This is a genomic window from Streptomyces sp. NPDC058052 (genome assembly GCF_042885515.1).
GTDB lineage: Bacteria > Actinomycetota > Actinomycetes > Streptomycetales > Streptomycetaceae > Streptomyces.
This window is the reverse complement of the sequence record NZ_JBHVRX010000022.1, coordinates 1-19,024: the sequence shown is the minus strand read 5'-3', so window position 1 is coordinate 19,024 and position 19,024 is coordinate 1. Positions and strand designations below refer to the sequence as shown.

Below are 19,024 nucleotides of genomic sequence, written 5' to 3'. Positions count from 1 at the left end.
CGTCGCGGCTGTGCGTCACCGGTCGGCGTGGGCCGTCGGGGCGGGGCGCAGCCTGAGGGTGAGGATCTGGAACGGGCGCAGGGTCAGGGACACGTGGCCGGCGGCGGTCTCCCGGACCGGGCCGGACTCCCCGCCCGCGGCGAACGGGCGTTCCAGGAGGTCGGTCACGGTGGCCGACTCCAGCGGGAAGCCGGTGGTCAGCAGGGCCGTGGCCCGGCCCCCGTGGGCTTCGTAGAGGCGGACGACGAGGTCGCCGGAGCGGTCGTCGGCGAGCTTGACCGTGTCGACGACGACGGCGTCGTCGTCCGTGGCGACCAGGGGTGCGATCTCCGCCGGGGCACCGGGCACGGAGCGCTCGGGGACGTTGAGGCCGTACCCCTCTCGCACCGCGTCCGCGAGGTCGGCGCCGATCACGAACCCGTACCGCAGGTGGTGCCGGCCCCGGTCGGCGTTCGGGTCGGGGTAGCGCGGGGCGCGGAGCAGCGAGAGGCGGACGGTGGTGGTCGTCCCGCCGTCGGGGCGGACGTCGCGGGTGACCTCGTGGCCGTAGGTCGAGTCGTTGACCACGGCCGCGCCCCAGCCGCGTTCGCCGACGTGGAGGAAGCGGTGGGCGCAGAACTCGAACTTGGCCGCGTCCCAGCTGGTGTTGGTGTGGGTGGGGCGCTGGACGTGACCGAAGGGGATCTCGGCGCTGGAGTGGTCGGCGCGGACGTCGAGCGGGAAGGCGGCCTTGAGGAGCTTCTCCTGCTCGTTCCAGTCGATCTCGGTGTCGATGTCCAGTCGCCGGGATCCCTCGGCGAGGGAGAGGAACTGCTCGATCCGGGAGTCGCCGAAGGTCCGGACGACGCGCACGCCACCGTCCTCCGCGCGCACCGACTCGGCGTCGCCGAGGTCGTGCACGGTGTTGCGGTAGAAGGCGTCGATGTCCCAGGCGTCGTACGCGTTGGGGAAGTCCTGGTGGAGCTGGAGGAGGTTGGCCGCCGTGCCGGGGGCGAGGGCCTCGCGGTCCGCCGTGATGTCGTACGCCGAGGTCACCAGGCCCCGGTCGTCGACGTGGACGCGGACGAGCCCGTTGTCGAGGACGTGGCCGCCCTCGGCCGGCGCGGGCGCGTCCGGGCGGGCCGGCGAGTTTGTCCTCGGGGAGGCGCCGAGGGCGGGGATGCCGTCGCGGGGGTACGGGGAGGCGTTGAAGACCACCGTCTCCTCGCCCTCCCCCGCGAGCGCGCGCTGGGCCGTGGCGAGGAGCGCCTCCAGTTCGGCGGTCACCGCGGCGTAGGTCTCCTCGGCCTCCCGGTGCACCCAGCCGATGGAGGAGCCGGGCAGGATGTCGTGGAACTGGTGCAGCAGGACCGTCTTCCAGAGCCGGTCGAGAGCCTCGTACGGGTAGGGGGCGCCGGTGCGGAGGGCTGCGGTGGCGCACCACAGCTCGGTCTCCCGGAGGAGGTGTTCTCCTCGCCGGTTGCCCTGCTTGGTGCGCAGCTGGCTGGTGAGCGTGCCGCGGTGGAACTCCAGGTAGAGCTCGCCGAGCCAGACGGGCGCGTCGGGGTACTCGGCGTGCGCCCGCTCGAAGAAGTCGGCCGGGCTCTCGATGGTGACCCTCGGCGAGCCCTCCAGGTCCTCGACGCGGGCCGCGCGGGCCAGCATCTCGCGGGTGGGGCCGCCGCCGCCGTCGCCGTACCCGAACGGGAGCAGTGAGGTGCTGGCCTCCTCCTTGTCCTGGAAGTTCCTTACCGCGTGGGCGAGTTCGGCTCCGGTGACCTCGGCGTTGTAGGTGTCGACGGGCGGGAAGTGGGTGAAGACGCGGGTGCCGTCGATGCCCTCCCACCAGAAGGTGTGGTGCGGGAACTTGTTGGTGGTGTTCCAGGAGATCTTCTGGGTGAGGAACCAGCGCACGCCGGCGAGCTTCATCAGCTGGGGCATGGCCGCGTTGTAGCCGAAGGTGTCGGGCAGCCACATCTCCTTGGTCTCGACGCCGAACTCGTCCAGGTAGAAGCGCTTGCCGTGGATCAGCTGCCGGGCGAGGGACTCGCCGCCGATGATGTTGGTGTCGGGTTCCACCCAGAGGCTGCCGACGGGCAGGAACTGTCCGGTCTTCGCCTTCTCCTGGACGCGGCCGTAGACCTCGGGGCGGCGTTCCTTGAGCCAGGCGAGCTGCTGGGCCTGGGACATGGCGAAGCGGAAGTCCGGGTGGTCGTCCATGAGGTGGGTGACGTTGGAGAGGGTTCTGGCGACCTTGCGCACGGTCTCGCGCAGCGGCCAGAGCCAGGCGGTGTCGATGTGGGCGTGGCCGACGGCGGACATGCGGTGGGCGCTGGGGGAGGCGGGAGCCTCGAGCGCGGGACGGAGCACCTCCCGGGCGGCGCCGGCGCTGCCGGACACGTCCTGGAGGTCGATGGCGTCCAGGGCCCGCTCGATGGTCCGCAGGAGCTGCCAGCGGCGCGGCTCGGCCTCCGGGAGCTCGCGCATCAGTCCGCCGAGGACGTCCAGGTCCTGGGCGAGTTCCCACACCTCGGTGTCGAAGACCGCCAGGTCGAGGCGGAGCACCTGGTAGATCGGGGCGCCGGCGGCGCCGGTTCCGGTCAGCCAGGAGGGTCGGCCGCCCGTGGGGTCGGGGACGTGGCTGTCGTTGAGGTTCGGGTTGGCGGCGGCCTCGACGTAGTACGTGAACTCCTCGCCGCCGACCGCCGGGTCGGCCACCGGGATGTAGGCGTTGCGGGGGTTGAGGGCCTTCACGACCGTGCCGTCGGCGCGGTGGACCAGGCCCTCGCTGGAGAAGCCCGCACCGGTGTGGTTGAAGCCGATGTCGACGACGGCCTCGACGCGGCGGCCTGCCCACTCCTCGGGCACCCTGCCGCTGATCCGGAACCAGCTGGTGGTCCACGCGGGCCCCCAGCGGTGGCCGAGCGTCACCGGCTCGTACGGTGCGGCCAGGCCCTCGGCGACGGGCACCGGTTCGCCGGGGACGTTCCAGATCGCGAGGTCGAGCGGGACCGTGAGGGCGTGGACGGCGGGCCTGACGCGCTGGTCGAGGACGCGGGCGAGCCGCTGCTCGGTGAGGCGTTGCTTGCTGTGCATCGATGTCTCCGTGGTCGTACGGGCGAAGGCCGGTGAGGGCTCGGTGCGTCAGGTCGTCGTCCACCACACGGTGGTGTGCGGGGGCAGGGAGAACTCCGTGCCGGGCGCTCCTTCGGCGGTCTCGACCGGGGAGCTGGCGAGCAGCGGGCGCCCGGGCACGAGGATGGTCAGCGCCCGGTCCGCCGTGTTGGCGGTGCAGACGAATCCTGGCCGGCGGAGGACGAGGGCGCCGTCGGGCGCGTCGTCCCAGGCGACGGTGTCGCCGGCGCCGAGGCCCGGGTGCCGGCGGCGCAGGGCGAGCGCCGCGCGGTAGAGCTCCAGCGTCGAGTCCGGGTCGCCCGTCTGGGCCTCGACGCTGAGCTGCCCCCAGTCCTCGGGCTGCGGCAGCCAGCTGCCGCCCGTCCCGAAGCCGTACGAGGGTCCGGCGACGGTCCACGGCATCGGCACCCGGCAGCCGTCGCGGAAGCCGTCCGTCTTCCCGCTGCGGACGAAGGACGGGTCCTGGCGCACCTCGTCCGGCAGGTCGGTGACCTCGGGGAGGCCCAGTTCCTCGCCCTGGTAGAGGTACGCGGAGCCGGGCAGCGCGAGCATCAGGAGCGTGGCGGCGCGGGCCCGCCGCAGGCCGAGGGCGCGATCGCCCGCTCGCGGGGGCTCTCCCCCGGTCTGCGGACCGGCGAACCGGGTGGCGTGCCGGCAGGTGTCGTGGTTGGACAGCACCCAGGTGGCCGACGAGCCCACCGTCCGTCCGGTCTCCAGCGAGGTGTCGACGACCCGCCGGATCTCCCCGGCGTCCCAGGACACGCCCATGAGGTCGAAGTCGAACGCCTGGTGCAGCTCGTCGGGACGTACGTACAGGGCGGTGCGTTCCGGCGTCGGCACCCACGCCTCGGCGACCGCCATCCGCTCCCCCGGGTACGCGTCGAGGATCCGGCGCCACGAGCGGTAGATCTCGTGGACGCCGTCCTGGTCCCAGTACGGCGTGGCCTCGGTGCCGAGCATCCTGCGCTGGTCGGTGCGGCCGATGTCGGGCAGTCCCTCGGCCTTGACCAGCCCCTGGGCGACGTCGACCCGGAATCCGTCGACTCCCCGGTCGAGCCAGAACCTCAGGATCGCGTGGAAGTCCTCCCGCACGGCCGGGTGGTCCCAGTCGAAGTCGGGCTGCTCGGGGGCGAAGAGGTGCAGGTACCAGTCGCCGGGCGTGCCGTCCGGATTCCGCGTGCGGGTCCAGGCGGGGCCCGCGAAGACGGAGGTCCAGTCGTTGGGCGGGAGCTCCCCCTCCTCGCCCTTCCCGGGGCGGAAGTGGTAGCGGTCGCGGTACGGCGAGCCCGGTCCCTCCTCCACCGCGCGCCGGAACCACTCGTGCCGTTCGGAGGAGTGGTTGGGCACGAGGTCCACGATCACCCGCAGCCCGAGCGCGTGGGCGTCCCGGATCAGCCCTTCGGCGTCCGCGAGGGTGCCGAGCACCGGCTCGACGGCCCGGTGGTCGGCGACGTCGTAGCCGGCGTCCGCCTGGGGGGAGGCGTAGAAGGGGTTCAGCCACAGGGCGTCGACGCCGAGCTCCTTCAGGTACGGCAGCCGGCCGCGGACTCCGGGGAGGTCGCCCATGCCGTCGCCGTTCCCGTCGGCGAAGCTGCGCGGGTACACCTGGTAGACGACGGCTTCGCGCCACCATGCCGGCGGGGCTGCCGCCGGAGCGGGGGTGTCGGGAGCACCGGGAGCGTACGGGGTCATCGTCGGTCTCTCTCTGCGGGTGGTGGTGGCGGGTCGAGGGGGCGGCGCGCCCTCAGTCCTCGACGGGCCCCAGGTCGGGTGTGCCGCGGAGCTCGACCGTGAGGGTGGTGGCGCCGTGCAGTTCGAGGACCGTGATCTCGTTGCGCCCGGCGCGCAGGACCGGGGCGGGGACGTAGAGCGTGGTCTGCGGGCCCCGGGACCAGTAGCGGCCGAGCGCGAAGCCGTTGATCCACGCGAGGCCCTTGGTCCAGCCGTCCAGGGCGAGGAAGCCGTCGGCGGGGTGGGCGATGTCCACGTGGCCGCGGTGGAAGGCCGGGCCGACCGGGGGCGCGGTGGGGTCCAGCGCCGTGTAGGCCGGCGCGCTGGGGTCGTCCAGCGGGAGCGGACGGCTGTACCAGTCCGCGAGGGGCAGGCCGTTGGCGGTGACGGCGCCGAGCAGGCCCTTGCGGTCGTGCATGGCGGCCCCGTAGTTGACGCGGCCCTGGTTCTCCACGAGCACGGCCAGGTGGGCGCCCCGGCGGGGGACGAGGAAGGCGAGGGCGTGCTCGTGGTTCTCCCGCTCCAGGACGCCGACCGGCTGTCCGTCGACGAAGACCTGGGCGCGGTCGCGCACGTCGTCGACGCGGAGCACGGTCCGGCCCGCTTCCGGGAGGATCGTCTCGTACAGGACGAATCCGAAGGGCTGGCCGAGCCGCTCCATGGTGACCGGGCTGTCGGCGTGCACGGACGGGCCGCCGAGTCGGCCGGCCTGGTCCAGGAGGCTCGCGCAGGTGGTGAGTGCGGCGACGGCTCGGGGCAGCTTCGGTCCGGCGGCGGGGACGGGTTCGTCGGGCACGGGGGCGTACTTGGCGATGACCTCGCGGAACGCCGTGTACTTGGGTCCGGGGTCGCCGGCCTCGTCGAGCGGGGCGTCGTAGTCGTAGGAGGTGACGGTGGGCCGGTAGGTGCCCTTGTCGTTGGCGCCGTTGGTGAGGCCGAAGTTAGTGCCGCCGTGGAACATGTAGAGGTTGACCGAGGCGCCGGCCGCGAGCAGCCGGTCGAGGTCGGCCGCCGCGTCCTGCGCACCGCGGGTGACGTGGGTGCCGCCCCAGCGGTCGAACCAGCCGATCCAGAACTCGGTGCACATCAGCGGGCCTTCGGGCTGCTGGGTGCGCAGCTCGGCGAGGCCGGCGTCGACGCGGCTGCCGAAGTTGACCGTGCGCAGGACTCCGTCGAGGCCGCCGCGCTTCAGGTCGGAGGGCTGGTCGCAGGTGAAGAGCGGGACGTCCACGCCGTGGCTGCGGAGCAGGTCGGCCAGTTCGGCGAGGTATCCGGAGTCGTCGCCGTAGGCTCCGTACTCGTTCTCCAGCTGGACGGCGATGACGGGTCCGCCGCGGGTGGCGAGGTACGGGCCGACGGACGCCATGAGGGCGCCGAGGTAGTCGTCCACCGCCTTCAGGTAGCGGGGGTCGCGGCTGCGCAGGGCGATGTCGTCGTCCGCGAGCAGCCACGAGGGCAGGCCGCCGCCCTCCCATTCGGCGCAGATGTACGGGCCGGGCCGGAGCAGGACGTGGAGTCCCTCGGCGGCGGCGAGGTCGAGGAAGCGGGGCAGGTCGAGACCGCCGTCCACGCGGAACTCGTCGCGCCGGGGCGCGTGCAGGTTCCACGGGACGTAGGTCTCGACCGTGTTGAGCCCCAGCAGCCTCGCCTTGTGGAGCCGGTCGGCCCACTGCTCCGGGTGGACGCGGAAGTAGTGCAGTCCGCCGGAGATGATGCGGAACGGACGGTCGTCGAGACGGAAGCCGTCTGCGGCGATCTCCAGTCGAGGCATGGCTGTGGTGCTCCTAGGTGTCGGTGCGGAGGGTGTCGGTCAGGTCAGCGGGCGGCACAGGAGGGCGTCGGGGGCCCCGCCGTGCTGCCACTTCCAGGTGTAGGCGACGCCGGCGAGGTACTCGTCGTCCCGGCACTGGCCCTTGTAGGCGCCGGGGGCCCAGTCGCTCTTCACTGACCCGCCGGTGGCGGGCCGGTTGTCTCCCTTGTCGAACCAGAGCAGCCGGTTGGTGGCGGGCAGCGGCCTGGCGGAGGGGGCGCAGAGCAGGGCGGCCATCGCGTTGCCGTTGACGCTGTAGCCGACGGCGAAGGTGTCCTTGGGGCATTCGAGCTTGTTGTAGCCGCTCGCCCAGTCGCCGTTCTTGACGTGGCGCTCGTCGACGACGGTGATCCACATGCTGTCGGCCTTGGCGAGCTCACCGCCGGCGTCGGTGCACAGGCCGCGGTTGTTGCTGCGGGCGAGGGCGACGAGCCGCTGGCTGTCGGGGCAGTTGCCCTTGCGGTTGCCGGCGGACCAGTCCGCCTGCTGCCGCATGGTGGCGGAGACGTTCTGGTCGGCGAAGTCGAGGTTGATCATGTTCCAGTGGTCGACCTCGGCGACCGGGCCGGTCCTGGCGGGGGCGTTGACCAGCTTGTTCCAGTGGGTGGCGCGCCAGTCGCCGGGGTCGTTGACGGTCTGCCGGTTGCCGGCGGCGTCGTAGGTGATCAGCGCCCAGTTGTCGTTCGGCTTGCCGTCGGCGCCGGCCCAGCCGACGAGGGGCCACTGGGCGAAGTCGGTGTCGTTCGCGACCAGGATGTCGGTGAAGCGGGCGAACCAGTCCTTCTCCTTGGCGTTGTCGGAGCCGCGGCCCCCGGCGCCGAACTCGCTGATCCAGACGGGTGCGGTGAAGTGCTGGCCTTCTTCGGTGACGAACAGGGCCTGGTCGTCGACGACCCGGATCAGGTCTTCGGGGCTGAGGTCCTGGTAGCGGGGGTCGTTGGTCTCGCCGTTCTGCCAGCCGCCGCTCGCACCGGTGTGGTGGGGGCCGGTGTAGCCGTAGAAGTGGGCGGCGTAGACCAGCTTGCCGGAGTTGATCAGGGTGTTGGAGAGGTTGCGGACCGGGGTGAGCGTGGGCCGGCCGTGGGGGAACATGCCCTGGGGGATGCCCTGCCAGTTGATGCCTTCCATGACGACCAGCAGGTCCGGGTTGTTCTCCAGGATCTTGTTGCCGGCCTCCTGGTACGCCTTGTACAGGTCGTGGTCGTTGCCCCAGCCCCAGTTGGGGTCGTCGTACCAGTCGCGGCGGACCTCGTTGCGCAGGTCGGCGCCGACCACCCGCTTGTTGGCCTTGTAGCGGTTCACCAGGAAGAGCCAGTTGTCGACCCACTGCTGGGTGGTCTGGCCGCTGTTCCAGCGTTCGTTGCCGTCCACGGAACAGCACCAGCGGTAGCTGGTGGTGTGGTTGTTGAGGACGACGGCGAAGCCGTCCGCGGTCAGCGCGGCCACGACGGCGTCGAAGACCTGGAGCGGGGTCTTGCCGCGCAGCTCCGGGTTGGCCGCGACGGCGCTGTCCGGGACCACGGTGGTGTCCTTGACCATCGCGTCGGCGTACGGCAGGCGGATGGTGTTCAGGCCGAGGGCGTGGAAGTCGGCGATGATACGCGAGAGGGGCGCGCGGTCCAGACCGAGCGGAATGTTGTTCGACTTCTGGTCCGCCTGGTGGTTGGTCACGTCGTCGACGGACCCGCTGCCTTCCCATGTTCCTTGGGCGCCGGACCAGTTGCCGGCCTTCAGCTTGAAGCGGTCGCCGTCGGCGTCGACGACGTACCGGCCCCGGGTGCTCAGCGGAGCGGTCCAGGATGCCGCCAGTTGGGGCCCGGTCAGTGCGAGGGGGGCGTCGGTCGCGGCGGCGGGTGCGAGGGCCGTCGCCGTGCCGGGGAGCGCGCTGACGAGCAGGGCGCTCGTGGCCAGCGCGGCGGTCAGCGCCCGGGTGACGTTGCGCGCGAGGGCGCCGTCGGGCCTGCGTGATCGCATGGTGCTGTCCTCCAGGGTGTGGGAGTGAAGGAGGTACTGCGTTCCGGACCGGCGGTCCGGGGTCGGGGGGCGAAGGCGCCGTCAGCCCTTGAGGCCGGAGTGGGCGATGCCTTCGACGATGTGGCGCTGGGCGACCAGGAACATGACCACCAGGGGGGTGATGGTCACGACGGCGCCCGCGAACAGGCCGGGCAGGTTGACGGTCTGCGCCGTGAGGAAGGTGGAGAGGGCGATCTGCGCCGTCCAGGCGGACGGGTCCTGGCCGATGACCAGGGGCCACAGGAAGGCGTTCCAGCTGTCGATGAAGGCGAGCGCGCCGAGGGAGGCGAGCATCGCGCCGGACGACGGCAGGGCGATCCGGCGGTAGAGGCCGAGCCAGCCGAGGCCGTCGAGGCGGCCGGCCTCCTCGATCTCACGGGGGAACTGCAGGTAGAAGTTGCGGAACAGCAGGACCGCGAAGGGGTTGAACAGTCCGGGGACGATGAGGCCCCACAGGGTGTTGACCCCGCCGAGCGAGCCCACGACGACGAAGGTGGGCACGAACGTGGCCGAGCCGGGGATCATGAGGGTGGCCAGGACGAGGCCGAGCACGACACCGCGTCCGGGTACCGGGATGCGGGCGAGCGCGAAGCCGGCGGCCGAGGCGAGCAGCGTCGACAGCGGGGCCGTGATCGCGGCGATCAGCAGGGAGTTGGCGAGGGACTGGCCCATGTTGACCATGGGGTCGCTGAACAGGGAGGTGAAGTTCTCCCAGTGCATCGTCGAGGGCCACCAGGTCCACTCGGGCGATGTCAGGGTCCGGGTGTCCATCAGCGCGTTGCGCAGCATCAGGTAGAAGGGGGCGAGGAACACCACCATCAGGACGCCGGCCAGCAGGCCGCGCGCGGGGCGCCGCAGGGAGCGCGCTCCCTCTCGTACGGTCGTCACCGGGGTCACTCCTCGCTCTTTCCGAAGCCCGTGATCCGCCCCTGGACCAGCGTCACGCCGACGATGAGGGCCGTGAGGACGAAGGCGCCGGCCGATCCGAGACCGTAGTTCTGGGCGCCCATCGCGGTGTCGTACAGGTACATCAGCGGGGTCTTCACCGGCGCGGTGCCGGTGCCGGAGAGACCGCTGCCGAACAGGTTGTAGAACTCGTCGAACGCCTGGAACGCCGCGATGAACATCAGCATGAGCACGGCCACCGAGGTGTTGCGCAGCATCGGCAGCGTGATCCGGCGGAGCAGGCGCGGTCCGGTGGCCCCGTCCAGGGCGGCGGCCTCGTAGACCTCCTTCGGGATCGCCTGGAGGCCGGCGAGGAAGAGCACCATGTAGAAGCCGACCTGGAGCCACAGGCGCAGGGTGACCAGGGCGATCCAGTACAGCGGGGGCGAGCCGGTCTGCAGCCAGGGGACGGCCTCCATCCCGAACCAGCCGCCGATCATGTTGGCGATGCCCGCCGGCATGCCGCTGAACAGGGACATCTTCCACAGCAGCGAGGCGGCGACGTACGAGACGGCGGCGGGGATCAGGAACGCGGTCCGCAGGACGGCCCGGCCCCGCCGGATCCGGTGCACGAGAAGCGCGAGGCCGAGGGAGGCCGCGAAGGTGATCGGCACGATGAAGAGGGTGAACAGAAGGATCTTGACCAGCGAGCCCTGGAAGACGGCGTCGCCGAGCAGCTGCCGGTAGTTGTCGAGCCCCACCCAGTCGCCCAGCGCGATGGTGCCCTGGGCGTCGCTGAGGCTGAGCAGGAAGCTCCAGCCGATGGCGACGTACTTGAACACTCCGAGGCCGATCAGCATCGGCGCCGTGAGCAGGGCGAAGGCGCCCCAGGCGCGCAGGTCGGCGCGGCGGCCGCGGGCCCGGGCGGGGCCCCGCGGAGTGTCCGCGGGGCGCCCTGCTCTCTCGGAGCGTGGTACGGAGTGTGTGGTGGCGTTCATCAGGACAGCTGCTTGTCCACGGCGGTCTGGGCCTGCCTGGCCGCGTCGGCCAGCAGCGCGGCGGGGTCTCCCTGCCCCGTGACGATCTTCGAGACGGCCGCGCCGAAGGGGGTGCCGGAGGCGGAGTCCCAGGTGTTCGGGTTGCTCCTGCCGTACTTCGCGGCCAGCTCGACGGCCTCCTTGGCGGTGCCCTTGCTGAGCTTGGTGGCGGTGGCGGCGACGGAGGTGCGCGGCGGGACGTGGAAGCCGTACCCCTCGGACCAGTCCTTCTGGAGGTCGGTCTGGTCGATCCAGAGCCACTTGACGAACTTCTTGGCCGCGTCCACGTTCTTGCCCTTGGCGTTGACGCAGCTCGTCCAGCCGCCGACCCGCAGCACCGGGCTGCCGCCCGCCTTGAAGGCGGGCCACGGCAGGATGGCGAAGTCGTCGCCGAGCTCCTTCTCGATGGCGGGCATGGCCCACAGTCCGCCCCACTGCATCGGCACGACGCCCTGGAGGAGCGCCGAGGGGTCCCACCAGTCGGTGGTGAAGCCGAGGAGCAGGGACTTGTCGTCGTGCAGGCGCTTGAGGCCCGTGACGGCCTCGACGGCCCGGTCCGAGGCGAAGGCGACCTTGCCGTCGGTGACGAGTTCGCCGCGATGGGAGAACACCGAGAGGGCCGGCGTCTCGCCGATGCCGTCGTTGCCGACGAACAGTCCCTTGCTCTTCTTGGTGGTCAGCGCCTTGGCCGCGGCGACGAGCGCGTCGAAGGTGGTGGGCGGGGCGATCCCGGCCTCGGCGAGGGCGCTCTTGCGGTAGTAGAGCATCTGGACGTCGTCGATCATCTTGACGCCGTAGAGCTTGCCGTCGACCGTCACCAGGCCGCGGCTGCCCTGGTTGAAGTCGTCCTTGGCGCTGCCGTACTCGGCGTCCAGCGCGGCGACCTGGCCGCGCCGGGCGAGCCCCTGCGTGAAGTCGCCGTGCTCGAAGACGTCGGGTGCCGCGTCGGTGAGCAGCGAGGCGTTGAGCTTGGCCGTGTAGTCGCCGGGGACCCAGGTGACCTTCACCGCTATGTCCGGGTTCGCCTTGGTGAACTCGGTGGCGTAGCGGGTCAGGGCCTGCTGGGTGCCGGCCTCGCCGTAGGCGTGGGACCAGACGTTCAGGGTGGTCTTCGCGCCGGACGAGGAACCGCCGGTCGGGCTGGTGGTGCAGCCGACCGCCGCACCGGCGGCGAAGAGGAGGGATCCGCCGAGGAATCCTCTACGGCTAAGCTGTGCTCTCTGTCCGCTCATGTCGCTTCCTTGCGTGGTGATGTGGGCGTGCGGGTGATGTTGTCCGGCGAGGCCGGTGTCCGACGTTCACGGCTGGCAGGCGGTGACGGACATCGGTCGCGCCGGTGACGTGGGCCGGTGGGTCCCGGTCACACGGCGTTCTCGGGGTGCTCCCGTGTCGTGGTCCGTGGCGGCCTCACGGGAAGAGCGCCTGGATGCTGACGACGGCCGCCGCCCGGGCCCATTCCTCCCACGGCAGGGGCCGCAGGGTCAGCGGGCATTCCGCGGCGGCCTTGAAACAGTGCGCGGCGTACGCCTCCCTGATGTGCACGCCGAAGAGGTCGTAGGTGTCGAGCCCCTCGCCGGTGACGACGACGCGTTCGGGCCCCAGGAGGCTCACGAGATTGGCGATGCCGACCCCGATGGCCTTGCCGGCCCGGGCGAACGCCTCCCGCGCGGCGGGGTCTCCGTCGCGGGCGAGGCGGACCGTGCCGTCGAAGTCGAGGTCGGCGCGACCGGTGGCCCGGCGCACGGTGCCGAGGATGGCGTCGCTGGAGGCGATCGCCTCGACGCAGCCGGTCGAGCCGCAGTGGCAGCGCGGGCCGGCCGGGTCGACGCTGATGTGGCCCATCTCGCCGGCCACTCCGTAGGCGCCCTCGACGAGTTGGCCGTTGACGACGATGCCGGAGCCGATGCCCGCGCCGATGGTGACGAGCGCGAAGTACTCGGTCCCGATGCCGTCACCGAACCAGTGCTCCGCGACGGTCAGGGCCTTGACGTCGTTGGCGATCGTGACGCTGAGCCCGGTGGCGCGGGCCACGGTCTCCGCCAGCGGCACATCGCGCCAGCCGGGGAGCACCGAGTAGCGCACGAGCCCGCCGGGGCGGTCGACGTCACCGGAGACGGCGATGCCCACGTGCCGGGTACGGGCACGGAACTCGGGCTCCGTGTCGAGGAGTTCGGTGACGAGGTCGGCGATGAGGGCGCACACGGCCGCCGGTCCGCGGTCGGCCAGCGGCCGGCTCGCGTGGACCCGGGGCCGGGACCTCAGGTCGCACACCGTGCCGTACAGGGTGTCGGCGCTGATCTTCACGCCGACGAAGAACTCCCGGTCGGGGGTGACGGACAGCGGGTTCACCGGGCGTCCGGCTCCGGGGGCCGTGCGCTCCGGGGGGAGTTCGTGCAGGTAGCCGTCGTCGATCAGGGGCCTGGCCGCCTTGGTCACCGCGGTCGAGGACAGCCCGGTGCGGCGGGCCAGCTCGACCCGGCTGAGCGGGCTCTCGGCCAACAGCAGGCTCAGGATGGCGGTTTCGGCCGGTGCGGTGACCAACGGCCGTGTCTGGTTCGGAAACACGGCGGCAACGTACCGGCAAATAAATAAGTTCGTCCAGTATTGATTTTGACGAACAAGCGCCCCTACTCTTCGGTCACTTGGCGCCCCCGGAGGCTCCGGCGACGACCGCCCTCCGGGGCGCGCCGGACCCACCAGTCCGCCCGACCTCCTGGGACCCCTCGTGCCTCGAACGTCCTCGACCGTCTCGTTCGACCGCGCCCTCGGGCTCGCGGTCCTCCGGACCCCCCACAGCGTGTACGCCGTCCGCGTCGGCGCCGACGGCAGCCCCCGGCACGTCCACTGGGGACCCGCCCTCGACTCCGGCGAACTCCAGGCGCTGCCCGGCGCGGCCTCCCCCGCGGCCAGCAGCTTCGAGGCCGACGCCGCGCCGGACGAACTGGCTCCCCAGACCGGGGCGCGCTTCGGGCCGGCCGGCCTTCAGGTCCGCTTCGCCGACGGCACGCGCGGCGCCCAGTGGCACTTCGCCGGCCACCACGCCGACGGCGGCGAGCTGCGCCTCCGCCTCACCGACCGCCACCATCCGCTGGCCGCCGAGCTCTGCTACCGGGTCCGCCCCGGCAGTGACGTCGTCGAACGCTGGACGGAACTCACCCACACGGGGCCCGAGGGCTCCGGTGCGATCGCGGTCGACCGGCTCGACTCCGCCTCCTGGACGTCACCCGCCCTGCCCGACTACCGGCTCAGCCACCTCGTCGGCGGCTGGAACAGCGAGTTCCAGCTGCACCGGGACCGGCTGCCGGTCGCCGAGACCGTCCTCACCAGCCGCCGCGGCGTCACCAGCCACCACGCCAACCCCTGGCTCGCCCTCGACGACGGCACCGCCGGCGAGGACGAGGGCCAGGTCTGGAGCACCGCCCTGGCCTGGAGCGGAAGCTGGCGCGTCACCGTTCACCGCGACCCGGTCGGCCGCACCACCTGGACCGGCGGCTTCGGCCACGAGGGGGTCGGCTGGACCCTCGGCCCGGGCGAGACCCTGCGCACCCCGGTCTTCGCCGGCCTGTACACCGAGGGCGGCTTCGGTGCCGCGAGCCGCGCCTGGCACACGTACCTCCGCGCCCACGTGCTCCCCTCCCCCGGCCGGGACCGGCCCGTCCTCTACAACTCGTGGGAAGCCACCGGCTTCGGCATCGACCACCCCGGACAGCTGCGCCTGGCCCGCCTCGCCGCCCGTCTGGGAGCGGAGCTCTTCGTCGTGGACGACGGCTGGTTCGGCGCACGGACCAGCGACCGGGCGGGCCTCGGCGACTGGACGCCCCGCCCCTCCGCCTTCCCCGACGGACTGCGGCCTCTCGCCGACGAGGTGCACCGGCTGGGCATGGACTTCGGGCTGTGGGTCGAACCGGAGATGGTCAACCGCGACAGCGACCTCTACCGCGCCCGTCCGGAGTGGGTCGTCCACGCGCCGACCCGGGAGACCACCGAGCTCCGCAACCAGCTCATGCTGAACTTCGGCCGCCCCGACGTCGAGGCGTGGGCGCTGCGGACCCTGGACCGGCTGGTGCGCGACCATGCCGTCGACTGGCTCAAGTGGGACGCCAACCGGGTGGTCACCGAAGCCGGCTGGCCGGGCCATCCCGACCCCGACCGGCTGTGGATCGACCACACCCGCGCCGTGTACCGCGTCATGGACCGCCTCCGCGCGGACCACCCCGGCCTGCGGATCGAGGCGTGTGCGGGCGGCGGCGGCCGCGTCGACCTCGGCATCCTCGCCCGCACCGACCAGGCGTGGACCTCCGACAACACCGATCCCGTCGACCGGATCGGCATCCAGCACGGCTTCAGCCAGCTCTTCCCCGCGCAGTCCATGGCCGCCTGGGTGACCGACAGCCCCAACGTCACCACCGGCCGGACCACTCCCCTGCGCTTCCGCTTCCACGTGGCGATGGCGGGGGCGCTCGGCCTCGGCGGCGACCTCACCCACTGGTCCGAGGAGGAACTCGACGAGGCGGCGGCGCTCGTCGCCCGCTACAAGGAGATCCGCCCCCTCGTCCAGCACGGAAGCCAGCACCGCCTGAGCGGCCCCGGCGGTGTGACCGGGGTGCACTACGCCTCCGAGGACGGCACCGAACACGCCGTCCTCGCCTGGCGCCCCACGACCCGCTTCGGCCACCCGGCCGCGGCGCTCGCCCTGCCGGCGCTGGACCCCGCCGCCCGGTACCTGGACCTGGACGACGGCACCGTCCACACCGGCGCCGCCCTGGTCCGGCGCGGCATCGGCCCGGCCCTGCCCGAGGGCGACTACGCCAGCGCGCTGATCCGGCTCCGCCGGACCTCCTGAGCCGGACGGCGGCGCGGCACAGGACGGCGGAGCCGGCGGCCCCTCCACGCCGCCCCTCCCGGTCGGCTCCGGAGCGTGACGACCGTCCCGGTGCGCGGTCGAGGGGCGGGGAAGGGCGGCCGGTGGCAGCCTGGGGCCGTACGGGATCTGCGAAGGGAACCCCATGATCACCACCGACTTCCCCCCTGGCTCCCCCTGCTGGCTCGACCTCGGCGCGCCGGACGTCCCCGCCGCGGCGGCCTTCTACGGCGCCGTCCTCGGCTGGGACTACGAGCCCATGAGCGGCGGCGGGGAGGAGAGGGAAGGCGGCATGTTCCGCAAGGACGGCAAGATCGTCGCCGGCCTGGGCGAGCTCACCGAGCAGGGCGCCCGCTCCGCCTGGATGATCTACTACGGCGTCACCGACGCCGATGCCACGACCCAGGCCGTGGAGCGCGGCGGCGGGACCGTGCGGGTCGCGCCCATGGACCTCGACGAGTGGGGGCGGATGGCCCAGTACAGCGACCCGCTGGGCGGGCAGTTCGCCGTCTGGCAGCCGGGTACGAACAAGGGCGTGGAGCTGGTGGACGCGCCCGGCTCGCTGTCCTGGACCGAGCTCTACACGAGCGACGCGGCGGCCGCCCGGGAGTTCTACGGCGGCGTCTTCGGATGGCAGTACGCCGACATGGAGATGCCGGGCGGCGGAGGCACGTACACCCTGATCACCCCCGCCGGACTGCCGCAGGAGAGCATGCAGGGCGGTCTCATGGAGCTGCCCCGCGAGGCACTCTCCCTCGCGGACGGCCGCCCGTACTGGCACCCGGTCTTCGACGTCGTCGACTGCGACGCCGCGGTCGCGAAGGTGGAGGCGCACGGCGGCAGCGTCCAGATGGGACCGGACGACGCCGAGGACGTGGGCCGCCTCGCCGTCTGTCTCGACCCGTCCGGAGCCGACTTCGTCGTCCTGGCCCCGACCGGGAAGTGACCGGGCACCGCGTCACCCGGGCCCGCCGGCCCGGGTGACGCGGCCGTCCCGGCCGCCGGCGGGTGCGGTCAGTCGAACGGGTCGAGCGTGATGTACGCCTGTCGCGGGTCGCCGTCGTGGACGAGGGACTCGTGCGCGCCGACGTCGTCGAAGGCGAAGCCGTAGGCCTTGCCGTCGGCCATCCGGGCGTGGATCTCGCGGGAGTAGTGGTTGGTCACCGCGTCCCGGTAGAAGCCGGCCGCCGAGGTGTCCGGCTGGTTCGGGTTGGTGAGCAGGGTGGTCCGGTTGTAACCCGCGCAGAGGGTACGGGAGATGGGGCCGCGCACCTGGTCGTTCGGCGCGTCGAGGAGCTTGTAGCAGCCGAAGACGCTGTCGGAGTCGGGCTTCTGGAAGGAGGTGACGACCCTTCCGGCGCCGTCGGTGAAGTTCATGACGTTCCCCGACACCCGGCCGTAGTACTTGGTCGAGGGCTGGTTCGCGAAGGGCGTCACGGTCAGCGTCGAGGTCGCGTACCTGGTCCAGACGCGGTTGATGTAGTCGCTCATCGCCCCGGCGGGCAGTGCGCCCGCCTCGATGCCGTGCCCGGGCGCAAGCGCGCGCAGCACGGTGCCGTCGGAGCGGGTCTGGATCAGGCCGGCCCAGCCGCCGGGCCGGGCGCGCAGGGCGTCGTAGAAGCCCCGGTAACCGCCGGGCTTGAGGCGCCCGGTGTTCACGACCGTGCCGTCCGGACGCTTCACTCCGACGGCGTACGGCGCCGAGACCATGTCGACCTGCGTGCTGTTGAGCCACAGGCCCGCGTCGTTGAGCGTGTACTCGGACCAGTTGAACAGGATGTTCCTGTTGGGGTCGCTGGGGTTCTGCACCGCGGGCTGGACGAGGCCGCCGGTCGCCAGCTTGAAGACCAGCTTCTGGCCGTAGCTGAAGTAGATCCGGCCCGAGAACTTCGGCAGCCGGATGGTCATCGACCTCCCGGCCGCCGGTCCGGTGATGGCGGCGTCGGGGGCGGGCACGGGGACCGAGCCGCCGGCGGGCCACGGGTGGAAGACTCCGTTCGCGTCCGCCCAGCCCTGGCGGCCCGTCGAGAGCTCGGTCCCGAGGTTGTAGACGTAGACCTGCTCGCCGCGGGCCGAGTTGTTGGTGAAGGTGAGCGGGATGGTGGCGGGAACGGCAGCGGAGGCCGGCTCGGGGCCGGAGGTGCCGATGACGGTGCCGACGATGCCGACGCACGCGGCGACGGCCAGGGGAACGAGCCGGACGCGGGCGCGCCTGTGCCGTGGGGACATGAGGGGCTCCTCGGAGGTGGGGTCTCCGTACGGGTTGCATGGCTCTTCTGAGAGCGCTCTCAAGAATGGTCAGATGATCTGCACCTGTCAATGGACTGGACCTTGCGGCGCCTGGGAACATCGCCGCCGGGGCATCCGCGCGGGTACGCCGGCGCGGCCGGGCGCACCCCTGCCGTCCCTCGGTGCTCGCATGACCTCGACGCGCCTCGGAAGAGCCTCGGTCGAGGCCGGACAAGGCCGGCCGCCCGGGCAGGGAACCCGGGCAGGGCTGAGGGCGGCTGACCGGACAAGGCTGGGGCGGCCGCCCGGGCAGGGAACCCGGGCGGGGGCCGGGGCCGGGCTCAGCGGGTCGGACGCTCCCCGCGGCGTGCGGAGGACGTCCGGTCGATCAGCCTCTCCTCGATGTGGCCACCCGCGCCGAGCAGACCGGTCTGCTCGAAGGAGTGCTCCCTCATGAGGCGGGGAAGTTCGCGCCGGGCGAGCAGGTCCACCGCGAGGGGGAAGAACGGCCGGCCCGCCTGGGCGAGCCTCAGCCAGGGCGGTGCGTACACCGAGGCGGATCGCCGTTCCACTCCCCGCACGAGCCAGGACGCCACCTGGTCCACCGGATACACCCGGCGGGCAGGCCCGGGCATGTGCCCGCGCAGTTCGCGCAGCACCGCGTGACGGTCGACGTCGCGGACCATGTCGGTGTCGGTCCAGTGCAGATACGCCACGCCCACGCCGACGGCCTGGTGCGCCACCTCGGCCCGCAGGGAGCGGGCGAACGCCTCGGCGCCCGCCTTGGAAGCGCAGTAGGCGCTCATCATCGGGGCCGCGCCGAAGGCCGCGGTGGACGCGACCTGGAGGAAGTAGCCGCCGCATGAGCGGAGTCCGGGCAGGAAGGCACGTGCGGTGACCGCGCTGCCCACGAGATTGACCTCCACGACGCGGCGCCAGGAGGCGGGGTCGGAGGTCTCGAACGGCCCGCCCTCGGCGACACCCGCGTTGGCGACGACGACGGACGGGACGCCGAGAACCCGCGTCACCTCCTCGGCGGCCCGCTCCATCGCCGCGTCGTCGGTCACGTCGACCTCGACCGCGTGGCTCGCCGTGTCGAGCGTCGCGGCCACGGCGGCGAGCGTGGCGTGCTCCCGCCCCAGCAGGGCCACACGCATCCCGCGCGCGGCGAACAGCCGGGCCAGCCCGGCGCCCAGCCCGCGGGCGGCGCCGGTGACGACGACGGTACGTCCTTCGAGTTCCCAGGAACGGGGCATGAGGGCCTCCGGATCGTCGGCGGGTCGAGGACTCGTGTCCAGTTCTCCCGGTGTGCGGGCCGCGGATGCGTCGCCCCCGGTCCGGAGC

Annotated in this window: 12 protein-coding genes; 2 read left to right on the top strand and 10 right to left on the bottom strand. The window is 72.4% G+C overall.

Going from position 1 to position 19,024, the window contains the following annotated elements:
- Positions 1-15: 15 nt before the first annotated feature.
- The 8 genes from ACFVU3_RS26665 to ACFVU3_RS26630 form a co-directional block, all read right to left on the bottom strand.
- The gene (locus ACFVU3_RS26665; protein ID WP_390070023.1) at positions 16-3,075 is read right to left on the bottom strand and encodes an alpha-mannosidase; all 3,060 of its coding nucleotides are present in this window, start codon (positions 3,073-3,075) and stop codon (positions 16-18) included.
- A 48-nt stretch (positions 3,076-3,123) separates the two neighbouring features.
- Complete coding sequence (locus tag ACFVU3_RS26660) at positions 3,124-4,806, bottom strand: glycoside hydrolase family 13 protein (RefSeq protein WP_390070021.1); 1,683 nt, start codon at positions 4,804-4,806, stop codon at positions 3,124-3,126.
- Between the two features lie 52 nt (positions 4,807-4,858).
- Positions 4,859-6,616: a beta-galactosidase family protein gene (locus tag ACFVU3_RS26655; RefSeq protein WP_390070019.1), complete on the bottom strand. Its 1,758-nt coding sequence runs from the start codon at positions 6,614-6,616 to the stop codon at positions 4,859-4,861.
- 39 nt (positions 6,617-6,655) lie between these two features.
- Positions 6,656-8,629 carry a glycoside hydrolase family 5 protein gene (locus tag ACFVU3_RS26650; protein ID WP_390070018.1) on the bottom strand — a complete coding sequence of 658 codons (1,974 nt, stop codon included), beginning with the start codon at positions 8,627-8,629 and terminating at the stop codon, positions 6,656-6,658.
- Between the two features lie 81 nt (positions 8,630-8,710).
- Positions 8,711-9,556, bottom strand: a complete 846-nt coding sequence (locus tag ACFVU3_RS26645; RefSeq protein ID WP_390070016.1) for a carbohydrate ABC transporter permease — start codon at positions 9,554-9,556, stop codon at positions 8,711-8,713.
- Positions 9,557-9,561: 5 nt separating this feature from the next.
- Positions 9,562-10,551 (bottom strand): carbohydrate ABC transporter permease, encoded by a 990-nt coding sequence (locus ACFVU3_RS26640; RefSeq protein ID WP_390070014.1) that lies wholly within the window; start codon positions 10,549-10,551, stop codon positions 9,562-9,564.
- Positions 10,551-11,822 carry an ABC transporter substrate-binding protein gene (locus tag ACFVU3_RS26635; RefSeq protein WP_390070013.1) on the bottom strand — a complete coding sequence of 424 codons (1,272 nt, stop codon included), beginning with the start codon at positions 11,820-11,822 and terminating at the stop codon, positions 10,551-10,553. Before ACFVU3_RS26635 ends, ACFVU3_RS26640 begins: the two co-directional genes overlap by 1 nt.
- Before the next feature lie 175 nt (positions 11,823-11,997).
- Positions 11,998-13,155, bottom strand: a complete 1,158-nt coding sequence (locus tag ACFVU3_RS26630; protein WP_390070011.1) for an ROK family protein — start codon at positions 13,153-13,155, stop codon at positions 11,998-12,000.
- A 160-nt stretch (positions 13,156-13,315) separates the two neighbouring features.
- Here ACFVU3_RS26630 and ACFVU3_RS26625 point away from each other — a divergent pair, with 160 nt between their 5' ends.
- A complete protein-coding gene (locus ACFVU3_RS26625) occupies positions 13,316-15,433 on the top strand; it encodes an alpha-galactosidase (protein WP_390070009.1) in 2,118 nt (705 codons plus the stop codon).
- Positions 15,434-15,596: 163 nt separating this feature from the next.
- Positions 15,597-16,397: a VOC family protein gene (locus ACFVU3_RS26620; protein ID WP_390070007.1), complete on the top strand. Its 801-nt coding sequence runs from the start codon at positions 15,597-15,599 to the stop codon at positions 16,395-16,397.
- 68 nt (positions 16,398-16,465) lie between these two features.
- On the opposite strand, the gene ACFVU3_RS26615 is transcribed toward ACFVU3_RS26620, so the two are convergent.
- Positions 16,466-17,680 (bottom strand): glycoside hydrolase family 64 protein, encoded by a 1,215-nt coding sequence (locus ACFVU3_RS26615; protein WP_390070005.1) that lies wholly within the window; start codon positions 17,678-17,680, stop codon positions 16,466-16,468.
- 341 nt (positions 17,681-18,021) lie between these two features.
- On the bottom strand, positions 18,022-18,936 hold the full coding sequence (locus ACFVU3_RS26610) for an SDR family oxidoreductase (protein WP_390070003.1): 915 nt from the start codon (positions 18,934-18,936) through the stop codon (positions 18,022-18,024).
- Between the last annotated feature and the right edge of the window lie 88 nt (positions 18,937-19,024).